The organism is Pseudomonas fuscovaginae SE-1, assembly GCF_000364705.1.
GTDB classification, from domain to species: Bacteria; Pseudomonadota; Gammaproteobacteria; order Pseudomonadales; family Pseudomonadaceae; genus Aquipseudomonas; species Aquipseudomonas fuscovaginae_A.
The window spans coordinates 1-3862 of sequence record NZ_AQOH01000055.1 but is presented as its reverse complement, the minus strand read 5'-3'; the positions used below and the strand labels follow the sequence as shown (position 1 = coordinate 3862).

Annotated in this window: 3 protein-coding genes; all 3 read right to left on the bottom strand. The window is 50.1% G+C overall.

Going from position 1 to position 3862, the window contains the following annotated elements; all coding sequences use genetic code 11:
- Positions 1-182 precede the first annotated feature (182 nt).
- Positions 183-422: a DUF3969 family protein gene (locus K675_RS34070; RefSeq protein ID WP_420066327.1), complete on the bottom strand. Its 240-nt coding sequence runs from the start codon at positions 420-422 to the stop codon at positions 183-185.
- Between the two features lie 353 nt (positions 423-775).
- Entirely contained in the window at positions 776-1021 is a 246-nt protein-coding gene (locus K675_RS0106270; protein ID WP_026144977.1) for a hypothetical protein, read from the bottom strand.
- 2 nt (positions 1022-1023) lie between these two features.
- Positions 1024-3862, bottom strand: a 2839-nt coding sequence (locus K675_RS33530) for a hemagglutinin repeat-containing protein (RefSeq protein ID WP_232434399.1), incomplete at its 5' end; no start/stop codon positions are given.

Sequence of the window (3862 nt, the reverse complement as noted above, 5' to 3'; positions counted from 1 at the left end):
TGCTGGCGGCGGTGTCTACGACATTTCTTTTCGTACAGTGCCTAAGGCGGGGAGCAGCCGGAGACAATAAATTTCTTCCACTCCGACAGAGCACTCTCGAAATCATCAAGACTACTTACGAGCGAGCGATGGTGTCGAAATTACCTATCGAGGCATCCGAGAATAGTTGGTCACTATATTTATCACCTCAAAACCATAAGCCTCTGATCAGTCGCTCTGGATTTTGAATTATTTAAAAAATCCAAATATTTATCAATCATTATTTGAATATTTTCATCAAATCGATCAGACACCAAACTGAGAACATCCTCCAACTCACAACAATCCATAACAAGCTGACTTATTTCCAAGATCCCCTTATCACCGAGCACCCTCGAAGCCCAGGGAGTAAAAAGCAGCTGTTCCGCCTCATTCAAAGACATGCCCCACTACGCACCGACGTTAACAAACCTATAGAGAGAGCAGACAAAAACCTAGCAGCCTCCTCAATCTTAAAGATCTCTAAAACCAAAGAATCACTACCCACTCAATTACTACAATTAGGTTTAGCTTTCACATCAAAATCTTCCCACTTTCACTATGAAAATAATGAACAGGACTCCTGACTCATCGTACCGGAAGAAGGAAGATCAACGATATGAGTAGAATAGTCGCCGCCCGAAGGTTGCAGAATTTGGCTGCTCCCGTGTTGGACGCCGCAGTTGGCAGCCTACCAGCAGCATATCCACCATTCGCCAATAAGAGCGATTCGTCTCCGTTTCTCCCACCCCGCTCCTCAATCTTTAAATCGATCCTCCAAAAACTCTTGACACACCATTTCCTTCAATGTTTTTTTTACTTCAGCTAAAAAATAAGAAATCTCCTTCCTTGACTCACAAATTGTCATATCCGATATTTCACAATCATCAAATTTTTCCATGACAACCCGCATACAATCAGCATAAACCATCAACTCCCCTTCCGACACTTTAAGATCAAAAAGCGTCACGCTACCCACGCACTCTTTTTTCAAAATCTCCACAATCACCACCTCACATAATCAGAGAACTGCTCACTAAACTTCCTTAACTCATCCTGAGTCGGCCTAATCCATCGACCCTCCATAATTCGATTATTTGTATTACGCTCCGGATTGCTATAAGTGGTAACAAGCTCTCCATCAGCTTCCAAAATATGGATGCGACCATTAGGACCTCTAACAACCCAACGCCCATCATCTTGAAGAAGAATATCTGCCGGCCGCGATATTTGAACATCATTGATTACCGCACCTGTTGCTCGCCCCTCGCCGCCCCTAATTTTAGCATGCTCTCCGTGTGTAATTTTAACACCACCACTGCTGTACACATTACCTGGTGAAGGTAGATCGCTATCACCTGCTGGAGAGATGTAGCTTTCTCCCCTTGGATCCACAATCTGGCTGCCACCGGTAGTAGGTACTGCCGTTGGCTGGCCCCCAGCAGCATACCCACCACTCGCCGGGTTGGAGCCTTGCCCGTCCAAAATCGGGTTGACCAGCGCACGGCTTTCATCATCAAGCAGATGAACAGGGAACGTTGTCCAGTAAATCTTCACCAGCTCAACAGCCAGCCTAACCTGCACCTCCCTCAACGCATCCGTGCCCTCGCCAGCCTTATGGATGGCAGCGTTCACCGCCTCACTCATCTTGGCCTGGTTTTCTGGAGAGGTCCCAGCAGCTACTAGAATTAACGCCACACCTGCGACCACTGCACCAGATGCAACTGAAGCGAAACCCTGCTGGTTAAGCCCTTGAGGGTTCTGAGAGCGTGCAATCACTAGCATGAAAGCGATAGCTTTCCTTGGATCTTGACCAGCCAGCTCTGCAATACCAGAAAAGAAATTCTTAGCTTTAGGATCTAGCTGATCAAATTTTTTTCCAGCAAATAGATACCCAACAGCCTCCTCTCTTCTCGCCTGGTCCTTACTGGAGAGATAGCGGAGATTGCGATTAAAGTTGATTACATCGTTCGCATTCAAACTAGCCTGATTGATTTTTTCTACATTTAAGGCGAGAAATACGGTGGTACCTAGGAGGTCTTTAAGACTCCTGAGTGCCTCCACGCTATTCTCCCCATATAGCGAAACATTCCGTTTCCACTGGTCATAGGTTTTACCGGGATCCAGTACAGCCCCTACTGACGTCCCCGAAGCGTACAGGTCCGTCCGGCTTTCTTTATCTTTGGTTACCTCGTATGCCTTTCCGACATCGCGGTTAAGTCCTTGGGTTGAGTCTGCACCTGTTTCGGCGTCCTTACGGACAATGATGTCCCCTGCACCTACGGTTGCCCTGACAATTTGCTCTTTGTCTTTTTCGTAGTTCCAACCACTGACACTCCAGCCGGTCTTCCCTTCCTCGCCTTTACCCGTCTGGCTAGGATCCTGAGCAGTACCACCGGAACCGCTCTGGTTATAGCTGCCACCAACATTCAGGTAGTAACCATGTTCCTTATCCTTACCGGCAATATCACTGAAACCTAGCGTTCCAGTGTCCAGCTTCAGGTTTCCGTTATCAGCAGCAATCAACGCCCCATCAATCTGGGTGTGATTTTCAGTACGAATATCGACTTTTTCCTTTCCGGTTATGCTGGTCTGCTCACCTACCCAATTCGTCTTACCAGTGGTTGCTCCATATCCCACTGAGCCGCTGACGCCAGCACCTGGGCCAACGGTAACTGTTACGTTGACATCGAACTCTTTACCTTTGACGGTGCCGGCATCCGCTGCAGACGATACATTCAGGTCACCACCGACACGACCGACAACCTCATCCCCCCGTAAAGTGGCCCCAGAAACGTTGGTGTCTTTTCCGCTGGTAAAACTCAGGCGATCTCCGGCATACAAATACGCTTCCTGCTGTCGCTCACCTTCACGCTCGAGATTGCCCTTGCCCAGGCTGACACTCGCGTACACGCCAACCCCTTGGGAACCGAAGGTGAAGCCAACCTCCCCACCGCCACTACTTCTGTTGTTTTCGGTGGAATAGCCATTCTGAGTGGACCGAATGTTCAGTTCGTTGCCGGCCTTCAGGTCGATATCGCGACCCGCCTTGACCTGGGTACCGATCAGATTCAGATCATTACTTGCCTGCAGGTTCACGTCCCGACCGGCCCCCAACTGATTGACAGTTGAAGTGCCCTGACTGCCATCACCACTGGCTACGCCATGGCTTCCACCGACACCAATTTTAAAGCCACCGCTGGTACCTCCATGAATACCGCCCCAACTCAGGCTTTCGCGGGTTTCCTGGCTAATGCTGCCCTTGGCAGCATCCAGCACCACATCTCGACCTTTGATGTTGATGTCACGCCCGGCATCCAGCTGAGCGCCACGGACCAACGCATCATGACCAGCCGACAAATTCAGGTCATTACCAGCGCTAAGCGTCGAGGACCGATTGGTTTGCTCAACAACTTGCTGACTGTTGCTCTGCTTGCTATTACCGAATTTGGCATCGACCGTGGGGCCGTTGAGGAACTGCCCTACCGAGTCCACGGCCTTAAGCGTGCTCGACCCCTTGCTGACATTATCCTCACCCTTCCCGGCCCCGCTGACGGCATCCTTGGTATTGGCATAGTTGTGATTGAGCGACGCACCCAGCCCGTTGCGTTCCTTCTCTCGAATCTGCTCTTTAAGCAGGCTTTCCCGTGCCGCATCGATGTTGATGTTTCTGCCAGCGGTCAGATCGATGTCGTGGGATGCCTTGAGATCTGAACCGACCTGATTGATGTCTCGCTTGGCATTGATTGCCAGGTCCTGCCCGGCACTGATCTGGCTGCCGGCTGCTGTCTCACGCTCAGTACGGTCTTTTTTCGTGGTGCCTTCAGTACCGGCAAAAACACCG